Genomic DNA, 20,977 nt, shown 5'->3' on the forward strand with positions numbered 1-20,977 from the left:
ACACCTATTTGAAACAGTACATACTCGAGTCAAGCTATACAAAGTAATTCCTAACTATTTATTGTTCTGAAAGCGCTAAAATATAAACTTTCTATCTACTTAAATCAGAAATTTGCTAGGTCTTCCCCGAATTAAGCTACCCATCAAAAATTCTGATAACGTATAGTGCAGACTGCACTTCGGATTCGTATGTAAGTCAGAATTCATTAATCAGCTCTCACTAATTAAGCTTGATTAGAGAAAATTATTAAACTCGAGGTAAAGCTTACACAATAGCACCTCGCAACGGAAAAGCCTGGATAGAACTAAATCCAGGTTAAACATATCTCTATCTAGCATCGTATAAATTACGTTAGGGCCAAAATGTAACTAGAATGCAGGTTCTGCTGCAACCGAAGAGTCCGGTGGCTTATAGTAAGCTCGCGCATCCTCAAGCAAAAACTGGGTAATAATAGATCATGGAAGCATTATCATTGCCGTAGGACACTAATTTCGTAGTGAAAAGCACTATCTGGATTAAGGTGGATAAGGTTAACGCGTTGAACTGAATGTGTCGCGCATATAACTTTCAACTAAATTTGGAGATCAGGTCGCGTTTATACAAAGCACCGAGAGAGCGGCGATTAGAGCAAGCCACAGGCAGCATAGCAGCAATCACGAAGATTAAGTGAATATTGGTGTTACCTAAAAAAACTACAGCGATACCCCATCGACAACCTGTGAAAATAGTACTCTACTACTGACTAGTGTATGCCATCGATTGCTTATTATTTTGTCTATACAATGTACATTATGTATCGCTACTTACTAATAGCGGCTTGGGGTAGTTGATTGTCATGCGCTACTCGTGCGTTACGCTCAGTCTCAGTCTCATTGCGCTGCTAGCCTCATGCGCAACCCTACAACAATCTGCTCAGACAGTTTCCGATACAGGCGATGCGAAATCGAGGCAAACTGTGTATACGTATCATGGACGCTTCACGGTCAGATACCAGGATCAGAGTAGGAACTCGCGCACTGCCTATGGAAATTTTAATTGGTATGAAAACGATCAGACTATTACTCTGAAATTGCTAGACCCGTTCAATGAAGTATTAGCTATTGTTGTAGCTGGATCAGAACTAGCTTCTCTCGAGTTGCCTAATGAGAGGCCACAGATAGCGCCAAGCATATCGGAGCTAATGCGAAGTACGCTAGGCTTTTTACTGCCAGTTAAAGATCTTCGATATTGGTTACGGCCATTAGCGTCGCCAGATTCGCATGCATTAACGTCAACTGACAGCGCCAACCACCTAAGGCGTATTGATCAGGACGGTTGGAATATTAAATATTTAGCCTACACCGACGCGCCGGAAAACCGTATCAAAATTATACATCTGACGCAGAAAGCATTACGATTATCAATTAAGCTAGTACTCGACTAATAAATTGAATGTAGATCGATGTAGCGTAGACTCCTATGACTGAAACTGAAGAGACACTGCGAAACTGTGCAGCTCCAGCGAAACTTAATCTTTTCTTACATATAACTGGCCAGCGAGGCGATGGGTACCATGAATTGCAGACCGTATTCCAGTTGCTGGACTGGAGCGACGTGCTGCATTTCCGGCGCCGCAATGATGGGAAAGTTCACCATCTTCGACCACTGAACGGAATCCCTGAGCAGACTGACCTTAGTATTCGAGCAGCAAAGCTATTGCAACAGCATAGCGGTTGCCATTATGGTGTAGAGATCGACATTGATAAGTACTTGCCGATAGGAGCGGGAATTGGCGGAGGTAGTTCGGATGCGGCAACTACGCTGCTTGCGTTAAACCAGCTGTGGCGACTGTACTTACCGCGCACGACACTACAAGCTCTAGCACTAAAACTCGGTGCAGATGTTCCATTCTTTATATTTGGGCGAAATGCATTTGCACAAGGAATAGGTGAAAAACTACAATCAGTGCAGCTGCCGAAACGCACGTTCTTAGTAGTTAAACCGTCGGTGCATGTGCTAACCGCTGAAATTTTCCGCTCCGAAGCGTTGACAAGAAACACCAAACGCATAAAAATTATAGACTTTCTTGCGCAACAAAACACTGCTCATGCAAGTCAAGCACACAAAGGAAGTTGGCCAGATAATTTTGGCCAAAACGATATGCAGTCTGTTGTCTCTAAAAAATACGTAGAAGTAGCGCAAGTATTAGATTGGTTTTCAACAATCAGGCCAGCACGTATGACTGGATCAGGTTCCAGCGTGTTTACAGCATTTTCTAGCGGGGCTAAGATAATACAAGCAAAGCTTCCTACTAGCTGGGAGAGTATAATAGTATCAAGTCTGGACTGCCATCCGTTGTATGATTATACTTCATAGTCGATTAATAAAATGCCGTAAACACGCTGGAACCTGATAAAGATTTCACCGTATTAAGCTCAAGAGTTTTCGTAGCGAAAATAATGTGTATGTAGAGGGGAGTCGCCAAGTTGGTTAAGGCACCGGATTTTGATTCCGGCATTCGAAGGTTCGAATCCTTCCTCCCCTGCCAATAGCCACGCCTACCGAGTAGCGGATGTACGATGAATAGTGACGGCCTAATGGTATTTACTGGAAACGCAAATCCATCGCTTGCGCAGGAGGTTGTCAAAATCTTGGGTATTCCTCTTGGTAAAGCGATGATTAGTCGCTTCTCAGATGGAGAAATTCAAGTCGAGATACAAGAAAACGTTCGTGGCAAAGATGTATTTGTTTTGCAATCGACCTGTGCGCCGACGAACGATAATCTGATGGAGTTAATGATTATGGTCGATGCACTCAAGCGTGCATCGGCTGGACGGATCACGGCAGCTATTCCATATTTTGGTTATGCCCGACAAGATCGCCGACCACGCTCAGCTCGCGTTGCAATTTCTGCAAAAGTTATTGCTAATATGCTGGAAATCGCTGGTGTTGAACGAATCATCACTATGGATCTACATGCTGATCAGATTCAAGGTTTTTTCGATATTCCAGTCGATAATATTTATGCGACACCGATGCTGCTCGGCGATCTACGCAAGCAGGCATACGATGATCTTCTGGTCGTGTCACCAGATGTCGGCGGCGTAGTACGCGCGCGTGCTCTAGCAAAGCAGCTCGATACAGATCTAGCAATTATCGATAAACGCCGCCCCAAAGCAAATGTTGCTAAAGTGATGAACATCATCGGTGAGGTTGAGGGCCGCACGTGTGTGATTATGGACGATATGGTCGACACCGCCGGTACACTATGCAAAGCCGCTCAAGTACTGAAAGAACGTGGCACGAAGAAGGTCTTTGCATATGCGACGCATCCAGTGCTGTCTGGTAGCGCGATCGAGAGCATTGCTGACTCAGCACTCGATGAGCTAGTCGTTACAGATACAATCCCACTCAGCAGGCATGCGCTGGCGTGCTTACGGGTTCGTACCTTATCATGCGCTGGCCTACTTGCCGAAACTTTCTCACGAATTCGCCGGGGTGAGTCAGTAATGTCACTCTTTGCTGAGCACTAAACTTTATCAAGTAGGCCAGCGAGTTTGCTATTAAAGCCAATATATTCAATCCAGAGTATGTTGTTCTATCTATGTATTTTAGGGTGAATTAAGTTCGCTCTAGATTAAATAGCCTATTTTAATAACTCATGCAATTTGCCTGGACCTACTAAATAGTCTTAGGTAGTTATTGGAGAGATAACATGAAAGTAGTCGCTTTCGAGCGTAGTCAGCAGGGAACGAGCGCAAGCCGCCGTCTTCGAAATTCGGGAAAAATGCCGGGTGTTGTATATGGTGCGGGCACTGAACCGAAGTTAATTGAGTTAGATCATAATACGCTGTATTATGCAATGCATAAAGAAGCGTTTCATTCATCGATCCTTGATCTAGAAATTTCTGGTGTAACTGAAAAAGTTCTATTGCGAGATGTTCAGTATCATCCATTCCGTCGGCTAGTTCTCCATGTAGACTTCCAACGTGTTGACGAAAAGAAAAAAATTACAGTAAAAGTTCCGCTACATTATATAAACCAAGAAATATCACCAGCAGTAAGACTTGGTGGTGGCGTGATTATGCATGTGTTAAATGAAATTGAAGCAACATGCTTTCCAAGCAACCTGCCCGAGTTTATCGAGGTAGACTTAACCAACTTTGAGTTAAACCAATCGTTACATGCAAAAAATATTAAGCTACCATCTGGTGTCGAACTAACACCGCATTCTGAGCAGGAAAATCCGGTGATTGTATCCGCGACTCTGCCTGCCGATACAGTATCAGATAACGTAGGTGAGTCATTGAAAAGCAACATACCAGTCGCATAGTCTATGCATACTTCGTATTATATAAAGACTTAGTAGTAAGGCTTATCATATAAAAATTGATCTTTTAATCCGTTAGCGCAATGCGATTTATTTAATTAGTGATGCTAGGTGTTCCGTCTGATAGCTGCATGTAGTCAAAATATCTTGACAAAATTCATGAATATCAAAACCTAAAACCTTCATGATAAAATTGATTGTCGGAATTGGAAATCCAGGCGCCGAATATGTAACTACGCGGCATAATATAGGCTTCTGGTTTGTTGATCGGCTTGCACAAGAACTTAGCGCAGAGCTACATAATGATCATCGTTTTCATGGCAATTATGTAAAAATACGTCTGCACAGAAACGATGTTTATTTGTTAAAACCTAAAACATTTATGAACCGGTCTGGGCTATCTGTGATGGCGTTAGCAAAATTCTTCAAGATTTTGCCCCAATCTATTCTCATTGTTCATGATGAGTTAGATTTTCCGCCAGGCACTGCTAAATTAAAGTTAGGCGGTAGCAGTGGCGGCCATAATGGCTTGAAGAATATTGCTGCGCATCTATCAACTTGGCAATATTGGCGGCTACGTATCGGTATTGGCCATCCACGAGCTCTAATTCCAGATTCAGAAAACACACACGCAAGCTCTAAACTTGATGTAGTCGATTTCGTGCTAAAAGCACCTCGCTTAGAAGAAAAAAAACTTATCGACGCAGCTATTGACGATAGTCTTAAACTAATGCCATTAATCGTTAACGGAAAGTTAGAACGCTCGTGACGCACGCCATGCATCGCGCATAGTACAAAATAGAGAGGCCACATACATAGTATGTGCTTATGCGACTATAGTTTGTGGGGGCATTTCAATGCTTTTTGGCAGCTTACTCATTATCTGTAAGTAACGTGTAGTACTTTTCTAGTAGCTGATCGTTAGTTTCAATCCACTGTGGATTCTTTGGAATACATTCGACGGGACACACCTGAACACACTGTGGTTCATCGAAGTGACCAACACACTCAGTACATTTATTTGGATTAATAAAATAGATCTCTGGACCCATCGAAATAGCACTATTGGGGCATTCTAGCTCACAAACATCGCAATTGATGCATTCGTCGGTAATCATCAAAGCCATACAGTCACAAACTTTCTAGAAAAATACAAATGTTATTATTTTTCTGAGTGGCTTACAAAGCAGGTATGATAAATCTGTCTGTTTAAATAATCTGCGCGGGCATAGCGTTAAGAGGTAATAGTGATCTTAGGATGAGGGGCTGTGGTATGAGAAGCTTGAGTACATTTCTTTTTAAGCCACTTTTCAACTGAAGGAAATACAAACTTACTAACGTCTCCGCCTAATTGTGCGATTTCGCGCACAAGTGTACCCGAAATAAATTGGTATTGATCTGATGGCGTCATAAACATCATTTCAACGTCAGGCAGCAGATAGCGATTCATTCCCGCCATCTGGAACTCATACTCAAAGTCTGAAACAGCACGCAAGCCACGCACAATTACTCGGGCATTGTTAGAACGAACAAAGTCTTTAAGCAATCCAGAGAAACTCATTACTTTTACGTTTGTATGATGACCCAATACTTCCTGCGCGATCTCTAAACGCTCCCGCAACAAGAAAAATGGCCTCTTGTTTCGATTATCGGACACCCCAACCACTAACATGTCGAAAATGCTAGAAGCGCGGCGCACAAGATCTTCGTGACCACGGGTAAGCGGATCAAAAGTACCGGGATAGACGGCGACTATCATCAATATCTTCCTCTCCCCTAATAAACTAGTGTTATAATGTACGTGGTTACGCTAGCGTTTAACGGCAACACACAGGTATAAGCAAAACTAGAATAATGGTAACTAGCTAACATCTATATAAATATAGCTAACCTATTTTCGGGGAGATGGGCATTATTCACTATTTTTGCGCCGAAGCAAATGATAATGCACCGCGCCAGTATGTGCATAGTGTACGATGTGCCACCCCTGTGGGGGCGACCAGCTAAGCTTTGGCTGTGTTTGAGTGTTCCATACCTCCTCTAATGGGGCATTAGATTCGACGTAGATCGAACCGCGAGGTGTTATAAGCGGGAATATAAATGGTAGCGCGTGCCTAAGCAAATTGCTATCGAATGGTGGATCTAGGAATACAATGTCAAACTCGGCTGAGGGCAATCTGGCTAAGAACTGCAATGCGTCAGCATGTACAATTTCAATTGTCTGCGCATTCAATTTTTTTCGGATTGAGCTTATTTGTGTAATTATTTGCGTATGGTGTTCAACCATCACCACACGCTGTGCGCCCCGAGAGGCGGCTTCGAAGCCCAGAGCCCCAGTGCCAGCAAATAGATCTAAGCATACAAAACCCCTCAGCTGCTGACCTAGCCAGTTAAATAGGGTTTCACGCACGTGATTCGGCGTTGGCCTCAGTACCGCTAGATCAAGGACTGGAAGAGGCGTGCGCTTCCAGATACCGCCAATAATACGGACCTTCTGGGGCACATGACGCGTTATAGCAATACGACGTGATCCCGGAGAATCCAAAACGTGCTTATGCGGTGTGGGAGAAGCAGTAAAAGGTACACAACCGTGCATACGGAACATAGGGCTCTGGATTTATTACATTCTGCTGTTGTAGCTCTTAAGCATGTACTACCATCCTAGCATAAATTAAGTCACTATTTTCACGCCGTAGCGTTAAGAGGAGATAACTTTACCATCCTAGCATCAAGCCCAAAATTCTGGTGCTCTACTAAAATGCGTACTCTAGCCCTCTAGTGCTCTGCTTCTGGACTTGATATCTCTCACCTATACGTATACGTCCTATATTAAATATGTTTAGTTTTCTAAAACGTTTTAGAAAAAATAACACATCTACCGAACAGAAAGCTGTATCTACATCGCACTCTACTTCGATCTTTTGCACATCTGGAACGTTGGAACCTAAGCCCTCCTCCCTCAGATCAACGCCTCCAAATGTCTTATTAGAATCAGAGACGTTATCTAAATCTATAGCCGCACAAGCGCTTAACCCTACATCGCTACCAGCAGCCTCTACATCGTCATTAGACTCTTTAGCCTTTACCGATACCGTAGCACCTATCGCTTTACCTAATACTATAAACATAAAGTCTGTACTCTCAGTGCCTCTTATAGAAGGCTCGATCCAATCAACATCTAGTGTGGTACCGCAAGGCGCACACCTTAAAATATCCAACACTCCTGAGCAGCAACCTGTTAGCAGTATAAATGAAGATATCATTAAGATCGTTCCACCCCCCGCTACAGCATCATCTATGAAGCGATCGTGGTTTAAACGATTGAAATCGGGGCTGAATAAAACCAGCTCAAGCTTAAGCGGAATTTTTGTTGGTATAAAGTTTAATGAATCGTTATTCGAGGAGCTCGAAACCGCGTTATTGATAGCTGATACCGGTTTGGATGCTACTACCTACTTACTTAATGCGCTACGCCAGAAGGTTCGAATTGAGAAACTAACTGACGCACAACAAGTCAAAGAAGCATTGCGCCAACTGTTAATAGAATTGCTTATGCCACTTGAACTATCTATAGTTCTTGGCCGTGCACAACCACTAGTAATAATGATTGCTGGCGTCAATGGGGCTGGTAAGACTACGAGTATTGGAAAGCTCACTAAGCACCTACAGTTGTTTAACCAGTCAGTAATGCTAGCTGCTGGCGATACATTCCGTGCTGCTGCACGCGAACAGTTAGTAATCTGGGGTCAGCACAATCATGTCGCCGTGATCCATCAGGAAAGCGCTGACCCTGCTGCAGTCATCTTCGACGCAGTCCATGCTGCGCGTGCTCGCGGTATAGACGTACTGCTAGCGGATACCGCTGGACGCTTACCCACCCAGCCTCATCTGATGGGGGAACTTCGTAAAATTAAGCGAGTTATTGGAAATGCGATGGAGAATGCTCCTCATGAAATACTGCTAGTGCTCGATGCAAATACTGGTCAAAATACGCTAGCCCAAGTAAAAGCGTTCAATGAGTCACTGGGTTTGACCGGGCTTATTATCACGAAGTTAGACGGCACTGCTAAGGGTGGAATATTAGCTGCAATTGCTCGCCAATGCCCTATGCCGGTATATTTCATCGGCGTTGGCGAAAATCCAGAAGATCTGCAACCCTTCGTCGCCACCGAATTTGCTGAGGCACTGCTCGGGTAAGCGTGTAGCGCTAAAAATATAACTTTCTATTAATTATCTAAATTAAATATTAGTGTAGACTTATTTTTAATCCATTCGCAAATTTCTATAACTATCTTAACAACAGCGCTAGAAAACTTTATTGCAATACAGAGAAATAATACAGTGTACATCCTCTTATGAGGAATACTCTAAATCGAGGCTAAATCATAGAAATACTGAATATTATTCTAGCTGCATAAATGTATAGTGTGGAATTGGACTATAGCTAATCGCTAATTTATCCACACAGGGGCACTCTCGTAATTACATACTTATTATGCTAAACGTGCTCGCGCTTAGCAGAGGTACCGCGTATCTTTTGGATACATTAACTTTCATCATATTCTTTAGGTGCTGGGGGAGATATATATAGTACGAGAGGCGTACATAGACATAAGCAGCTCAGGCTAGACGATAAGAATGGAATTAATAGGTATTTTAATCACTATAGATTAGTTACACAACGCCCTAAGTTTCTTAGTATCAGCTTTTGCATGATGAACATATTATAACAAAAGCATCTATAGGCTATATATTCTTTATCAGACTACGCAAAGAGGAGCTTGTACTTATGACCGTACCTTAAATAATAACCACCAGAATTCTATATGCTTGGCAAGCAAAACCTGCTACACCCTTATTTATCTAACGGTTTAGCAACCCCGTGGCATTGAGTGTTAAAATGTCTGGAAGCCCCGTTTCTTAGCAGCATGAAAGCTGACCATACAAGGAATACACGAGTGAGCAACGAGATGACCCTACCGACAACCTCCGAAAGCCTAGTACCAGTGGGCCGAGCGCTTGCTACGCAGTCAATATTTCCGGGTGCATTAGGTAATTTGGACTCTTATATTCAGGCTGTCAACCGTATCTCGCTGCTATCTCAAGCTGATGAAACACGCCTTGCAAATGAATATCGTGAGAAAAACAATCTAGATAGTGCAAGTAAGCTTGTGTTATCACATCTACGTCTAGTTGTGTCAGTTGCGCGTAATTATATGGGTTACGGGTTGCCTCATGCGGACCTAATTCAAGAAGGCAATATTGGTCTGATGAAAGCTGTTAAACGTTTCGATCCGCGCCAAAACGTACGGCTGGTATCTTATGCGATTCATTGGATTAAAGCTGAGATCCACGAATATATTCTGCGTAACTGGCGCATAGTAAAAGTTGCAACGACGAAAGCACAACGCAAGCTATTCTTTAACCTGCGCAGCCATAAGCAAGGCACTCAACCATTCACACCGGACGAGATCACAGGACTTGCGAAAGAGCTGAACGTCAAACGTGAAGAAGTAACCGAAATGGAGGCGCGTCTGGCTGGTGGCGATATCGCTCTTGAAATTCAGTTCGAGAACAGTGAAGAATCATTCGCACCGATTGCTTATTTAGCTGACTCACGTACTGAGCCAACTACGGTGCTTGCCTCACGACATGGCGACTTACTACAAACTGAAGGTCTGTCTGATGCCCTGAAATCCCTTGATACACGTAGCCGTCGTATTATAGAGGCACGCTGGCTACATGTGAAGGACGACGGTTCAGGCGGAGCGACGCTACACGAGCTAGCTCATGAGTTCGGTGTCTCTGCTGAGCGTATCCGTCAAATTGAAGCAAGTGCGATGAAAAAGATGCGCAGTGCGCTGCAGCACTATGCATAAGCATTTTCCATGCTCTCTCTTTAGAATCAGCTTCAGCTAAGATTTTGTTTGCGCTGCAATAAGTTAAGAGAACAACAGTGCATGGGTGCCTAGCGTAATTTTGTAAAAATGCTGTAGTTTAACGCGTTAGAGTCACCACCTTTTGCTACCCTAGCTATAAAATAAGTTTCTTTAAAGTTGCGCTTGCCGAGCGGTCCGCGAGATACTATTCTCAGTCATGATATCCGTCATAATATTAATATCAATCATACCGCCCTTTCGCGGTGGCCTAGTGTGCTAACACGGATACAGCAACGTTACAGATTAGTTTGCGAGTTAACGGCGGTAGTAATAGCTAAATTCATCATTTTGCTCGCCTTCAAGTATACGTTGTTTGGTCATCCCCAGGCGCTTCATATGGAACTGCCGCCAGCCCAGGTCGCGCAAGCGCTGTTGTCTGTCTCAGCCTTACATCCGATAGCTTCAGGTAATTATCATGATAAGTAGTGAAGTCGTTGATCTTTCGCGGCTGCAGTTCGCTATTACTGCGCTGTACCATTTCCTTTTCGTTCCGCTAACGCTGGGTTTATCCTGGCTGTTAGTTATCATGGAAACTCTGTATGTAATGACCCAAAAACAAGTCTACAAAGACATGTCTCAGTTCTGGTCTAAACTGTTCGGCATTAACTTTGCGATGGGTGTAGTGACTGGTATCACATTAGAGTTTCAGTTCGGTACGAATTGGTCTTATTACTCGCACTATGTTGGAGATATTTTCGGAGTACCTCTCGCGGTAGAGGGTCTGATGGCTTTTTTCCTCGAATCGACTTTCGTTGGGCTAATGTTCTTTAGCTGGAACCGGTTGTCGCGCGTCGGACATCTGATTATCACTTTCCTCGTCGCACTGGGCTCGAACTTATCTGCATTGTGGATTCTAATCGCTAATGGTTGGATGAATAATCCAGTTGGTGCTGCCTTTAATTATGAGACCATGCGTATGGAACTAACTAGCCTATCTAAGGTAGTATTCAATCCAGTTGCTCAGGTTAAATTCGTTCATACCGTGTCTGCAGGCTATGTAACGGCAGCTATATTCGTGCTCGGCGTATCCTCGTGGTACCTGTTGAAAAAGCGTGATGTCAATTTTGCATTGCGCTCGTTTGCCGTCGCAGCTGGATTTGGCCTAGCTTCAACTCTGAGCGTGATTATGCTTGGTGATGAGTCGGGCTACACGATTGGCGAAGTGCAGCAAGCGAAGCTTGCTGCAATTGAATCTGAATGGACTACTGAGACGCCCCCAGCTACGCTTACTATATTTGGACTTCCAAACCAGGAAAAGCAATGCACGGATTACGCGCTGCGCATACCTTACGTTCTAGGATTAATTGCTACTCGCTCGCTCGATAAACCTGTTATTGGGCTTCGCGATGTGATATCTCAGAATGAAGAACGTATACGCGATGGCATCATCGCGTACCAGGCATTGAAAAAGATGAAACAAGGCGACACGTCTGATACAACACTTGCAGTGTTTAATGCCCATAAGAAAAATCTCGGCTACGGGCTGCTTGTCAGGCAATATGCGCCGGATGTACTAAATGCGACTAATGCACAAATTGCCGAGACGGCTAAGCATTCAATCCCTCTTGTAGCACCAGTATTCTGGTCATTCCGTCTGATGGTCGGTCTAGGAATCTTATTCCTTATAACATTTATACTTGCTTTTTGGTTTTGTGCTACGCGTAGCCTAGAGCAGAAGAACCGACGCTGGTTTCTACGCTGGTGTGTTTGGGCAATTCCGTTGCCATGGTTTGCCTCTGAGTTTGGGTGGATTGTAGCTGAAATGGGACGCCAGCCGTGGACGATTACTGGTGTACTACCCACTTTTTCATCAGCCTCTAGCCTAGCGCCTTTGGATCTATATCTTAGTATTAGCGGGTTCATCCTATTTTACACAGCATTATTTATTATTGAGATAATGCTAATGTTTAAGTATGCAAAGCTCGGACCATCAGCATTACATACTGGACGGTACTTCTACGAACAACCACACTAAACAGTTATCTTACATAGGTACAACAAAAATTATATAGTCATGGATCAAATTTTGTTACTAAAAAATAACTATGATTGATTATCCAACTTTGAAGATTATTTGGTGGGCGTTAATCGGCTTTTTGCTTCTTGGCTTTGCGCTCACCGATGGATTTGATATGGGTGTCGGCACACTACTACCTTTTATTGGCAAGACAGATACCGAACGTCGTGTAATTATTAATGCAATTGGTCCTACCTGGGAAGGCAACCAGGTGTGGCTGATTACAGCTGGCGCCGCAATGTTCGCTGCGTGGCCACTAGTATATGCCGCCTCTTTTTCGGGCTTCTATTTCGCAATGCTTCTAGTATTATTTGCCTTGTTTATGCGACCCGTCGGTTTTGAATATCGCGCTAAGCGCGATGATCCACGGTGGCGTGCGAGTTGGGACTGGGCTTTATTCTCTGGTAGCGCAATTCCGGCACTAGTGTTTGGTATCGCGTTTGGCAACCTGCTGCAAGGCGTACCATTTTATTTAGACGAAGAGATGCGTGCAAGTTATCAGGGCAATTTTTTTGGTCTCCTAAATCCGTTTGCATTGCTATGTGGGGCAACTAGCCTCGGTATGCTAGTCGCCCACGGCGCTGCATTTCTACGTATAAAAACTGATGGGGTAATAGCTGACCGTGCGGCGCATGTGTTATTTATAGCAGCACTAACTACGGTCATATTATTTATAATAGCTGGTATCCTCGTAGCTACTCAGATCACTGGCTTTAAGATTACCCAGGCAGCACCGCTAGACGCATTAGCTAACCCACTGCTTAAGCGCGTAGTTACTGCCCCTGGCTTATGGATGTCTAACTATATTGTATATCCGTGGACGATGCTCGCTCCCACGATTGGCATCGTAGCCGGAATTCTTGCATTGTTGCTTGCCTTGTCGTGCTTCACGATATTAAATTTTATTATGACGGGGCTACTAGTTATAGGTATAATTCTTACTGCAGGTATCTCGATGTTTCCGTTTATTATGCCATCCTCAATTAATCCAAATAGTAGCCTAACACTGTGGGATTCAACATCAAGCTACCGAACGCTAGGTATTATGCTATGTGTGGTAATTATATTCGTGCCACTAATCATCCTGTACACTAGCTGGGTCTATCGCGTAATGCGAGGAAAAATAACCGAACAAGGAGTAAAAACGAATACACACTTAATGTATTAACGTCCATTTAAACCGACTCATCTAATAAAAAATATGTGGTACTTTATCTGGATATTAGGCATTAATGTTGCACTTGCGTTTGGCATCATTAACGGGATGTGGTTTGAATCGTATTACGACGCAGAAAAACTAAGAGAGTCCAAAAAAGCAGAAGAGATGTCGCCTCATACTAACTAGTTATATCCGCTTGGGTAAGTTGTGCGGATTTAAATAGCTACTAGACTTTAGATATTATCACTCCTAAAAGTATACAGCACATGTATATTTAACGCTAGGTTGCTAGCGTTTTCATTCGGCGCTTAGGATATGACGTCAAGCTTCTCAGAAGCAATGCGAGATATTAAGCCCTTCTACGCTGTTATGATTCTAAAGAACTTCGCAAGTTACCCAATATCTTATAAAGAAAATTAATCTAATAGATATTCACTACTGAGGTGTACGGCGCTGTAGTGTCAAGAACCAGCTTGTGATCGACTGTTATTAGATGAGTATTGCACACGCTATGCGATCCAGATATAACCGATCAGTTACTAAGTAATCCGGTATATAATGCATGGTAATTACAAACGTTAGTAATCTAAAACCTATTTGGACAAGATTAGGGATGCTCATCTATCGTTTGAATATAATCTAGTAACTGTAATCTGTTTAGATACTTCGTAAGATTCTATCAGAGTCAATTGTATTTAAGTCTTCTGAGAGCTCGCTCTATCTTCCGAAGAGGTTATTATGTAATTTATTTACAAACTCGCTTATTCCTTTTTATAAGAGATTTATTTTATATAGTCATTTTTATTCTGAATTTTAATAATTGGCATATATACATATCTTTTATAGATGTAAAACTTATAAAATAGAGTCTGCAGATTACAGAGTAGAGATATACTCACTCAAAAAATCATCACTTTTTTATAAAAAATGATAATTCTATTTATTGAATATTCAATATAAGAAAAATTATTTTTCTGAAATATAGATTATAGATATTAGGAAAAAGTTTCCCGACCTTAATAAAAAAGTGTAATTTCATTTGAAATGAGAACATCTGATCTTTTCATTATTCCTCTTATATAGTCGCAATCTTATTTATAAGGCAGCTAGTAATTTTAATTTCTGAGATCGTTGTTTGCAGGTTACACTAATTAGTGTGATGGATGTTAGAATAGATTGAAATAGTCCAAGTAGAGTGATGTGGTTTTTTAATAAAACGCAGGTTTTGGGGCTTCTCGAAATTATGTATTCGCCTCCAAATTTAAGAGATAAAATGTATGAAATAGGAGTATAGAGGCATCATACAACGACAAAGATTGTCTAGTAGATGATTTGTATCTAGGTTGCAGAGGTCCTTAGTGCGATCTAGCTAATTTAGTAAATGGGGAAACAGCTAGTATTTACTAGATCGGCTCTGGCATGTTATTAATCCTTGCGTGCTAACTTCTCCTTGCTAGGTTCGTATCCATGTTTAAATAGTCACGCTCTAGCTATCTAATAACTCGGCCAAGAACCTTCTAATGCGATGCCAGGATTCTTAGAATTATACTACCTACCGAAGAGTACAATGCTGCAAAAGCACTTCTATATGAGGCTCTATATTTTATTCTTTGACACTCGGGCTAAGCATATGATTTATTTATCACTGCTCTTAGCACTAAGCTACTGATCTTTTTGGGTTATAAACTTTGGAATGAGTTATATTAGTATGCTTGAGGACAGTTACATCAGCTTATCATATCTGTGCATTCAATATATTCATAGCCTTCACCCCCCCCTATTATTAATCTTAAGCTGTTTCGCATTTTATCTCACAAGCATCTACGTCATTCTATTTGAGAATGCGTAAGTTGTTTATGTAGTACTTTCAGAGGGAATACAGTATTAGCTCTCGCCGCTTGTTCAAGCATCTCATACATCAGGAAGAGCTTACGTGTGGATTACGCAACTTATGGCCAATCTCGTTAATTCGAATGATGCTATAGCCTTCATGCGTCATGTTAGCTGCCGCTTTTCGTGCATAACCGTAGAGCACCTCAAAAGTGAGTGGTATTGTGCCGTCAGGCCGACGCTGCGCTTCTAGCGCATCGATTAGACGATAATATGTACCTCGTGAAATAGAATGGCATGATGTGTCGCTATATCGATTCTGCCTCGGCATTGTTCCCCATCGGCGCACATCCGCTAGCAAAGATTTTGGAGACGAATACATAATTATCAGTGTGTCTGCATCTATCACTGGAATTTCGAATCCGTTAGCAACTAGCATATCACCGTAGTCATGCATATCGACAAAGTTAAGCATATTTGGCGATTCTCTACCATCTGCAACTTCTCTTGCTTTACGTAACTCGCGCAGCGTATCAGGGCCAAGCGTAGAAAACATCATCATCCCGTCAGCTTTTAGTACCCGATTCCATTCTTGGAACACTAGATCAAGGCGCTCATTCCACTGCAGCGCTAGATTTGACCATAGTAAATCAAAGTATTCCGGTGCAAACGGGAGTTCGCCAAAGTCAGCCTGTACGAGGTCTCGTAGTTGAACGCGTCCCAGCGTAAAATAACGTAGTGGGGCTAGCAACAAACGACGCCATCTCGGGATATTACTGCAATCCGATACATGCCCTGCACCAAGAAGCATTGAGCGCGATAGATCTACTCCATAGATAGTTGCCTGAACGCAGCGCGTGCGTAGTACAGCTATATCTTCGCCCATGCCACACCCCGCGTCGAGTATCCGATTCAGTTGAGGGTTAATATATTGCAATCGTTCATGCATGCGATGTGCGATTTCGCGTGACAGAAACGCTACATCTGGGAATTGCGCTGCATGACGATCAAAAATCATCCTGAGCTGTCGCAACCTTAGGATGCGCTCCGCACACAAATCTGTATCTTGGTCTTCTGTATAGTCGTGATCGATTAACATAAAAAGGTTTGCAGGAAAAGTCACAGTCTACTCATACTATTGAGATGAGTAGTGTCCTTTCATCTTTAATGAGGTGAGCTGTTCATAGACTACTCTTATCTGCAATAATATATCTGATTAACAATCTAGCAACGCTTCGGGCAGCTATGCTGTACAGCCTGGCTCTGTTTACTGATGCAAGCTATGACTAAATTCAGGCTAATGACTAATAGGCGATAGCGAGTTTAATGGAGGTTCTTAAATTAAACGTAAACACAGCATAGACATTTGATCAAATAAGCTTTTCTATTTTAGAGTTAAATATTAATATTAAGAATGGAAGTGCCAGTCTAGAATATGCTTATAACTACCATAACTAATTTAAAATTCACAGCAGATTCTAGAGTACGAATTCCAGATTAACGGGATCATATTATGATACTTAGACCGTGAGCGTACTAATTATATCATGAGATATGGTATGCTAAACATATCAGAGCTATGCATGCTGCTACGCTTTGAATACTAGAGTGGCGCTTATGAGGCGTGTTTATGAAACTGCCTAGGTTAGTATTAGGCTTGCTAATCCGCAGTAAAGTCTTATGCTGCATAGACCTGACAGTTTGAGGCTAAATGTAAATCAATTATCGCTAAGATAGAACGTACGACTTTAAAATATTTTGAAGTCATAAATTATAAATACGAATACAATCATACGTAAAATGATTTCTTGCAGAGAAAACTGACCCGTAGATAATAGAACAAGATTTTGTTAACTACAACCTAGTAAGCAGTAGACTGTAAATTGTCTACACTGTGTTTACGTATAATTTAAGAACCCCTATTAAACTCGCTATCGCTTATTAGTCATTAGCCTGAGCTAGGTCCTGCTCATATAGCGCCTGAAAGTTTATTTCAGATAAATGGATCGGGGGAAAGCCGGCACGAGTAATCACATCAGCGATGTTTGCGCGTAAATATGGAAAAATAATCGTCGGACAAACGATGCCCATCAACGTATCAATTTGCTCATTTAGCATATTGCTTATGTCGAATATACCGGCTTGCTTAGCTTCGACCAGGAAGACTATCCTAGTGGATAGCTTTGCAGTAACAGTGCTTGTTAGAACTACCTCAAATATGCTCTCAGCAAGCCGCTCTACGCCTACGTCTACCTCAACTTCAACATCGGGTATTTCCTGTTCCAAGAAGATCGTTGGCGAATTCGGCTGCTCGAGTGATAAATCCTTCAAGTAAATACGCTGAATGTTAAAGTGCGATTGCTTGTTCTGTCGATCGGACATAAGCTTTCCTTTAGTGAAAAAGGCAATTATGCCCGATTCGGAGCTGCTACTGCTCATTATGCGAGTAGGGGGTATAGCTCGTAAAGGAGAGCGCGGGTATATATTACCCCCTACGGTGCTATAGAGTTATTAGCAAGGAGTGTCTAGTCTAAAAGAGGTGCAGGTTACCTCAAGCAGAAGCGTTAGCTTACCGATACGGTCGAGCTCAGCTAAGTCAGCATAGCCGCCGATATGGGTCGAACCTATAAAAATTTGCGGCACTGTACGTTGCCCAGTACGTTCTATCATTTCTATCCGGCGCTTAGGATCGAGATCTATTAGTACTTTCTCGACATGTATAACACCGTATGACTGTAATAACCGTACTGCCATCTGGCAGTACGGGCAGACTTGTGTGCTATACACTACCACTCTACTCATTTCGCCGCTCCTTGCTTGATGACTGGCATGTTAGAGTGCTGCCAGGTTTTGATACCGCCCTGCAAAGTGAACACTTCTGCGTAGCCAGTTTCTCTCATAATCTTCCGCGCCTGGGCAGAATGCTTGCCATCTTGGCAGACCAGAAGTACTGGTGTCTTCTTATTTTTGACCATCTGAGCAACTTTATTTTCCAATTCATGGAATAGTAGATGCCGCGCCTGCGGTAGATGGCCCCGCACGAATTCATCATCGTCTCGCAAGTCAATGATAATCGCATTACGACGATTAATAAGCTGTACAGCCTCTTGCGGCGGACATGCGCCGGTCGAGCCGAGTGATAACCAACACGGCCATAGTAATAGAATACCGGAGATAACAACGGTAGCGATCAATATAAGGTTAGCTGGTTCAGTAACAAACTTCACGGATAGAATTTATTAAAAGAAAAGAATTTATCTATTATAAAATACATTGTCTGCGTACGATGGCGGTTAACTAATTTCTTACTAGTCTGTCTATATTGCTATGTATAAGCTTATCTTTATCCGACATGGTCAATCGACATGGAACAACGAAAACCGCTTTACTGGCTGGGTCGACGTTGACCTTACTAACAAAGGCATAGCCGAAGCGCGACAAGCTGGTGTGTTGCTTAAGCGGGCCGGCTATACTTTTGATATTGCATATACCTCCGTACTCAAGCGCGCTATCCGTACGCTTTGGCATGTGCAGGACGAAATGGATCTGATGTATATTCCCGTTGTACATTCATGGCGCCTGAACGAACGGCACTATGGGGCGCTTTCCGGATTAAACAAAGCTGAAACGGCAGCCCAATACGGTGATAAACAGGTTTTAATATGGCGGCGTAGCTACGATACACCTCCACCAGCACTTGATCCGTCTGATCCGCGTACGTCGTACGATGACGTACGCTATGCTAATGTGTCACGCGAATTGTTGCCCCTCACAGAAAGTCTTAAAGACACAGTTGTGCGTGTACTACCGATCTGGAACAAATCTATTGCGCCAACGATCCGGGCTGGCCGCAACGTTTTAATCACTGCGCATGGAAACTCAATACGAGCACTGGTTAAGTACCTGAGTGAAATATCGGATATCAATATTATTGGGCTAAATATCCCAAACGGTATACCACTCATCTATAAGCTAGATGAAGCGCTTAAACCTATTAATCACTACTTACTATCTAGCTGATATATCGGAAAGTAGGTTTTTATTAACTATGCTGCCGGCAGCTTCTCTAAGAGACGGTTATACTTACACTAATTTGCTTACTAGCTAGGTTTTATAGCACATACCATTAATTGTTGCTTACTTTATGCGTAAGACTCTGAAAAACGCAGGGTTAATTGCTGCCGGTCTTATAATCGGCATGTTTATTATGCTCCAAATCTCTGCATCGGCAGAAATCAGCACGACCGCACTATTGCCGCTAGATCAGTTGAGGCTATTCGCTGCAGTATTCGAGCAGATTAAGCGCGAATATGTTGAACCGGTCGATGATAGAAAGCTGTGGATTCCAGCGATTAAAGGTATGGTGTCGAGCTTAGACCCACATTCATCGTACCTAGATAAAACTGACTATCAAGAACTACAGGAGCAGACTAAGGGGAAATTCATAGGGTTAGGCATTGAAGTCTCCCAAGAAGATGGCTTAATAAGAGTTATCTCGCCGATCGAGGATACACCAGCGTTTCGCGCTGGCATTCGTCCTGGCGACTTGATTACACAGATTAATGATAGGCCGGTACGTGGTATGACGCTTGATCGAGCAGTCAAATATATGCGCGGTGAGCTGGATAGCAAGGTCACGTTAACGCTTTATCGTAAAAGTGACGCGCGCATATTCCCAGTCACCATCACCCGGGCGATGATCAAAGTTCAAAGTGTGAAGGCTAAGATTGTGCAGCCTGGCTATGCATGGGTACGAATCACAAGCTTCCAAGAGCGCACGGTATCAGAGTTAGCGACCCAGCTTAAAAAAATTGCATTCCAGCAACCGCAGCTCAATGGTCTAATTCTTGACCTACGTAATAACGGTGGTGGCCTATTACAGAGCGCGATTGGCGTAGCTAGCGTTTTCTTGATTCCAAATTCGGTAATTGTGTCAACTAATGGACAGATAGCCGATGCTAAGCAGATCTATCATGCTACGTTTGAGAACTATCGATTATCAACTATCAGCGTTGACCCACTGAAGAATCTACCTAACATATATAAGACAGTGCCGTTAGTAGTATTGGTTAACGCATATTCAGCATCAGCCTCTGAAATTGTTGCTGGTGCACTACAAGACCAGCATCGTGCGCTGATTATGGGTAAAACTACGTTTGGAAAAGGCTCGGTACAGACTGTACGTCCGATGACTGCTGATACTGCACTCCGTCTAACGACTGCTTACTATTATACGCCGAGCGGGCGGTCGATCCAAAATAAGGGTATCTCTCCTGACATTCTAGTCGACCAGTTCAAAGATGGCGATCCGGACGATGCTCTAATCATGCGTGAGGTCGATTATGCGAATCACCTGGCTAATAAGCAGGATGCGAATGAAATAGCTGGGCAAGAAAAATACAAGCAGAACCGGCTCGATCAATTACGTCAGCTCGAGGAGCAGAATTTGAGGAAGTCGCACGAACAATGCGATAAAGGATGCAATCGCTTACCGATCGAATTCGGCACGAGCAATGATTTCATGCTTCATCAAGCAATACACCAGCTCAAAAATGAACCAGTTCAAGTCCCCAACTTACAGACCGAGCAAGAAGTGTCCGAAAATAAATCGACCGCCATTCCACGTCCAAGCTTGTCGAAGTGAAGACGCTATATGTAGAATTTGGAATATCTGTGCCACACCGGGCTCATATTATGAGTGGATACCGCTAACACGCCGCGG

At 42.9% G+C, this 20,977-nt stretch carries 21 protein-coding genes and 1 tRNA gene; 14 read left to right on the forward strand and 8 right to left on the reverse strand.

Annotated features, from left to right (window positions below; translation table 11 throughout):
- The first annotated feature begins 836 nt into the window (after positions 1-836).
- From K0T93_RS03520 to pth, 6 genes are all read left to right on the forward strand, one after another.
- Positions 837-1,424 (forward strand): outer membrane lipoprotein LolB, encoded by a 588-nt coding sequence (locus K0T93_RS03520; RefSeq protein ID WP_225721305.1) that lies wholly within the window; start codon positions 837-839, stop codon positions 1,422-1,424.
- Positions 1,425-1,459: 35 nt separating this feature from the next.
- On the forward strand, positions 1,460-2,356 hold the full coding sequence (gene ispE, locus K0T93_RS03525; protein WP_225721306.1) for a 4-(cytidine 5'-diphospho)-2-C-methyl-D-erythritol kinase: 897 nt from the start codon (positions 1,460-1,462) through the stop codon (positions 2,354-2,356).
- A gap of 95 nt (positions 2,357-2,451) precedes the next feature.
- Positions 2,452-2,528 (forward strand) — tRNA-Gln (locus K0T93_RS03530).
- 31 nt (positions 2,529-2,559) lie between these two features.
- Complete coding sequence (locus K0T93_RS03535; RefSeq protein ID WP_225721307.1) at positions 2,560-3,513, forward strand: ribose-phosphate pyrophosphokinase; 954 nt, start codon at positions 2,560-2,562, stop codon at positions 3,511-3,513.
- A gap of 182 nt (positions 3,514-3,695) precedes the next feature.
- A complete protein-coding gene (locus K0T93_RS03540) occupies positions 3,696-4,313 on the forward strand; it encodes a 50S ribosomal protein L25/general stress protein Ctc (protein WP_225721308.1) in 618 nt (205 codons plus the stop codon).
- A gap of 181 nt (positions 4,314-4,494) precedes the next feature.
- Positions 4,495-5,079 (forward strand): aminoacyl-tRNA hydrolase, encoded by a 585-nt coding sequence (gene pth / locus K0T93_RS03545; RefSeq protein ID WP_225721309.1) that lies wholly within the window; start codon positions 4,495-4,497, stop codon positions 5,077-5,079.
- Positions 5,080-5,182: 103 nt separating this feature from the next.
- On the opposite strand, the gene K0T93_RS03550 is transcribed toward pth, so the two are convergent.
- From K0T93_RS03550 to K0T93_RS03565, 4 genes are all read right to left on the reverse strand, one after another.
- Positions 5,183-5,437 (reverse strand): YfhL family 4Fe-4S dicluster ferredoxin, encoded by a 255-nt coding sequence (locus K0T93_RS03550; RefSeq protein ID WP_225721310.1) that lies wholly within the window; start codon positions 5,435-5,437, stop codon positions 5,183-5,185.
- 107 nt (positions 5,438-5,544) lie between these two features.
- Positions 5,545-6,069 carry a pantetheine-phosphate adenylyltransferase gene (gene coaD / locus K0T93_RS03555; protein ID WP_225721311.1) on the reverse strand — a complete coding sequence of 175 codons (525 nt, stop codon included), beginning with the start codon at positions 6,067-6,069 and terminating at the stop codon, positions 5,545-5,547.
- Between the two features lie 153 nt (positions 6,070-6,222).
- Positions 6,223-6,906, reverse strand: coding sequence for a 16S rRNA (guanine(966)-N(2))-methyltransferase RsmD (rsmD, locus tag K0T93_RS03560; protein ID WP_445082807.1), 684 nt, complete (start codon positions 6,904-6,906; stop codon positions 6,223-6,225).
- Between the two features lie 157 nt (positions 6,907-7,063).
- On the reverse strand, positions 7,064-7,438 hold the full coding sequence (locus K0T93_RS03565) for a hypothetical protein (RefSeq protein WP_225721822.1): 375 nt from the start codon (positions 7,436-7,438) through the stop codon (positions 7,064-7,066).
- Here K0T93_RS03565 and ftsY point away from each other — a divergent pair.
- The 6 genes from ftsY to cydX all read left to right on the forward strand — a co-directional run bounded on the left by ftsY (position 7,437) and on the right by cydX (position 13,611).
- Entirely contained in the window at positions 7,437-8,507 is a 1,071-nt protein-coding gene (ftsY, locus tag K0T93_RS03570; RefSeq protein WP_225721805.1) for a signal recognition particle-docking protein FtsY, read from the forward strand. The genes K0T93_RS03565 and ftsY overlap by 2 nt on opposite strands.
- A gap of 761 nt (positions 8,508-9,268) precedes the next feature.
- Positions 9,269-10,189, forward strand: coding sequence for an RNA polymerase sigma factor RpoH (gene rpoH / locus K0T93_RS03575; protein ID WP_445082788.1), 921 nt, complete (start codon positions 9,269-9,271; stop codon positions 10,187-10,189).
- Between the two features lie 183 nt (positions 10,190-10,372).
- Positions 10,373-10,675 carry a cytochrome oxidase putative small subunit CydP gene (gene cydP / locus K0T93_RS03580; RefSeq protein ID WP_225721314.1) on the forward strand — a complete coding sequence of 101 codons (303 nt, stop codon included), beginning with the start codon at positions 10,373-10,375 and terminating at the stop codon, positions 10,673-10,675.
- Complete coding sequence (locus tag K0T93_RS03585) at positions 10,665-12,224, forward strand: cytochrome ubiquinol oxidase subunit I (protein WP_225721315.1); 1,560 nt, start codon at positions 10,665-10,667, stop codon at positions 12,222-12,224. Before cydP ends, K0T93_RS03585 begins: the two co-directional genes overlap by 11 nt.
- A 73-nt stretch (positions 12,225-12,297) precedes the next feature.
- Entirely contained in the window at positions 12,298-13,434 is a 1,137-nt protein-coding gene (gene cydB / locus K0T93_RS03590) for a cytochrome d ubiquinol oxidase subunit II (protein WP_225721806.1), read from the forward strand.
- Between the two features lie 33 nt (positions 13,435-13,467).
- The gene (cydX, locus tag K0T93_RS03595; RefSeq protein ID WP_225721316.1) at positions 13,468-13,611 is read left to right on the forward strand and encodes a cytochrome bd-I oxidase subunit CydX; all 144 of its coding nucleotides are present in this window, start codon (positions 13,468-13,470) and stop codon (positions 13,609-13,611) included.
- 1,732 nt (positions 13,612-15,343) lie between these two features.
- Here cydX and K0T93_RS03600 read toward each other — a convergent pair.
- The 4 genes from K0T93_RS03600 to K0T93_RS03615 all read right to left on the reverse strand — a co-directional run bounded on the left by K0T93_RS03600 (position 15,344) and on the right by K0T93_RS03615 (position 18,482).
- Positions 15,344-16,273: a methyltransferase domain-containing protein gene (locus K0T93_RS03600; RefSeq protein WP_225721807.1), complete on the reverse strand. Its 930-nt coding sequence runs from the start codon at positions 16,271-16,273 to the stop codon at positions 15,344-15,346.
- A 923-nt stretch (positions 16,274-17,196) separates the two neighbouring features.
- Positions 17,197-17,637, reverse strand: coding sequence for a protein-export chaperone SecB (gene secB, locus K0T93_RS03605; RefSeq protein ID WP_225721808.1), 441 nt, complete (start codon positions 17,635-17,637; stop codon positions 17,197-17,199).
- A 129-nt stretch (positions 17,638-17,766) separates the two neighbouring features.
- A complete protein-coding gene (grxC, locus tag K0T93_RS03610; RefSeq protein WP_225721317.1) occupies positions 17,767-18,057 on the reverse strand; it encodes a glutaredoxin 3 in 291 nt (96 codons plus the stop codon).
- A complete protein-coding gene (locus K0T93_RS03615; RefSeq protein ID WP_225721318.1) occupies positions 18,054-18,482 on the reverse strand; it encodes a rhodanese-like domain-containing protein in 429 nt (142 codons plus the stop codon). The genes grxC and K0T93_RS03615 overlap by 4 nt, the downstream gene beginning before the upstream one ends.
- A 100-nt stretch (positions 18,483-18,582) precedes the next feature.
- On the opposite strand from K0T93_RS03615, the gene gpmA reads away from it, so the two are divergent.
- On the forward strand, positions 18,583-19,275 hold the full coding sequence (gpmA, locus tag K0T93_RS03620) for a 2,3-diphosphoglycerate-dependent phosphoglycerate mutase (protein WP_225721319.1): 693 nt from the start codon (positions 18,583-18,585) through the stop codon (positions 19,273-19,275).
- A 124-nt stretch (positions 19,276-19,399) separates the two neighbouring features.
- Entirely contained in the window at positions 19,400-20,899 is a 1,500-nt protein-coding gene (locus tag K0T93_RS03625) for a S41 family peptidase (protein WP_225721320.1), read from the forward strand.
- Positions 20,900-20,977 lie beyond the last annotated feature (78 nt).

It is taken from the genome of Candidatus Vallotiella sp. (ex Adelges kitamiensis) (assembly GCF_020342435.1).
Taxonomy (GTDB): Bacteria; Pseudomonadota; Gammaproteobacteria; order Burkholderiales; family Burkholderiaceae; genus Mycetohabitans.

What these genes read in the sequence shown, in the direction of transcription:
- K0T93_RS03520 (WP_225721305.1), top strand. Translation starts at nt 837, where the DNA reads ATGCGCTACTCGTGCGTTACGCTCAGTCTCAGTCTCATTGCGCTGCTA.
- ispE (WP_225721306.1), top strand. Translation starts at nt 1,460, where the DNA reads ATGACTGAAACTGAAGAGACACTGCGAAACTGTGCAGCTCCAGCGAAA.
- K0T93_RS03535 (WP_225721307.1), top strand. Translation starts at nt 2,560, where the DNA reads ATGAATAGTGACGGCCTAATGGTATTTACTGGAAACGCAAATCCATCG.
- K0T93_RS03540 (WP_225721308.1), top strand. Translation starts at nt 3,696, where the DNA reads ATGAAAGTAGTCGCTTTCGAGCGTAGTCAGCAGGGAACGAGCGCAAGC.
- pth (WP_225721309.1), top strand. Translation starts at nt 4,495, where the DNA reads ATGATAAAATTGATTGTCGGAATTGGAAATCCAGGCGCCGAATATGTA.
- K0T93_RS03550 (WP_225721310.1), bottom strand. Translation starts at nt 5,437, where the DNA reads ATGGCTTTGATGATTACCGACGAATGCATCAATTGCGATGTTTGTGAG.
- coaD (WP_225721311.1), bottom strand. Translation starts at nt 6,069, where the DNA reads ATGATAGTCGCCGTCTATCCCGGTACTTTTGATCCGCTTACCCGTGGT.
- rsmD (WP_445082807.1), bottom strand. Translation starts at nt 6,906, where the DNA reads ATGCACGGTTGTGTACCTTTTACTGCTTCTCCCACACCGCATAAGCAC.
- K0T93_RS03565 (WP_225721822.1), bottom strand. Translation starts at nt 7,438, where the DNA reads ATGTTTATAGTATTAGGTAAAGCGATAGGTGCTACGGTATCGGTAAAG.
- K0T93_RS03585 (WP_225721315.1), top strand. Translation starts at nt 10,665, where the DNA reads ATGATAAGTAGTGAAGTCGTTGATCTTTCGCGGCTGCAGTTCGCTATT.
- cydX (WP_225721316.1), top strand. Translation starts at nt 13,468, where the DNA reads ATGTGGTACTTTATCTGGATATTAGGCATTAATGTTGCACTTGCGTTT.
- K0T93_RS03600 (WP_225721807.1), bottom strand. Translation starts at nt 16,273, where the DNA reads ATGATTTTTGATCGTCATGCAGCGCAATTCCCAGATGTAGCGTTTCTG.
- secB (WP_225721808.1), bottom strand. Translation starts at nt 17,637, where the DNA reads ATGTCCGATCGACAGAACAAGCAATCGCACTTTAACATTCAGCGTATT.
- grxC (WP_225721317.1), bottom strand. Translation starts at nt 18,057, where the DNA reads ATGAGTAGAGTGGTAGTGTATAGCACACAAGTCTGCCCGTACTGCCAG.
- gpmA (WP_225721319.1), top strand. Translation starts at nt 18,583, where the DNA reads ATGTATAAGCTTATCTTTATCCGACATGGTCAATCGACATGGAACAAC.
- K0T93_RS03625 (WP_225721320.1), top strand. Translation starts at nt 19,400, where the DNA reads ATGCGTAAGACTCTGAAAAACGCAGGGTTAATTGCTGCCGGTCTTATA.